This is a genomic window from Deinococcus pimensis DSM 21231, from assembly GCF_000519345.1.
Classification (GTDB): domain Bacteria; phylum Deinococcota; class Deinococci; order Deinococcales; family Deinococcaceae; genus Deinococcus_A; species Deinococcus_A pimensis.
Window position 1 is genome coordinate 91915 of sequence record NZ_KI912672.1, and the last position, 862, is coordinate 92776.

The window sequence follows — 862 nt, forward strand, 5'->3', positions numbered from 1 at the left end:
CGCACCGCCTCCGCCGCGCCCGCGTCCCCGTTGACGAGCACCGCGCTCGATCGGCCCGCCGGGACGCCCCGACGGCTCTCGAACACCCGGGAGAAGCCCGCGCGCCGCAGTTTCTCCCGCGTGGACACGAGGTCCGCGGCGGACGCGCCGAGGCTCACCACCGCCACCCGGAGGGTGCGCGGATCGGGCGGGGCGGTCACGCGGACGCTCCCCATCGCCCGCAGGGGCCCACGCGCGGCGAGCCTGTCCATCTCCCAGTAGCTCACCCCGCCCGACGTCAGGAAGCGGCCCGGCAGCAGCAGCGTCTCCACGCGCGGCGCGCGCGTCATCGCGCCCAGCAGGGCGCCCACCTGGGAGGCCGTCAGGTTCGTCCGTACGGAACTCGTCACGACCCGCGACACCGCCGGAAGGTAGGTCAAGCCCGCCGGAGACAGCAACCGCCGCGCCACCGCACGAACGTACGCCTGATGCCGCTGCGTGCGCCCCACGTCCCCGAGCGCGTCGTGACGGAAGCGCACGAAGCCCTCCGCCTGAGCGCCATCGAGGCGCCGCACGCCGGGGCGCAGGTGCACGTGCAGCTTCCCCGCGAAGTCGTCGTAGTCCAGCGCGCGCGGCAGGTACAGGCTCACGCCGCCCACCGCGTCCGTCAGGGCCCGCACGCCCGCGAGATTGATCAGCACGTAGCCGTCCACCCGCACGCCCGTCAGGTCCGTCACGGCGCGCACGAGGCCGTCCGCGCCGAGCATCGGGAGGGCCGCGTTGAGCTTGCGCCACCCCCGCGAGGGCAGGGAGACGCGGGTGTCGCGCGGCAGGCTCATCATCCGCACCACCCGGCCGCCCGGCTCCACGCGCGCGAGCATCA

At 75.4% G+C, this 862-nt stretch carries 1 protein-coding gene; it reads right to left on the reverse strand.

The genetic code is table 11. The annotated features are described in order from the left end of the window. A partial coding sequence (locus tag DEIPI_RS33740) for an LCP family protein (protein ID WP_052351928.1) occupies positions 1 to 862 on the reverse strand: 862 nt, incomplete at both ends.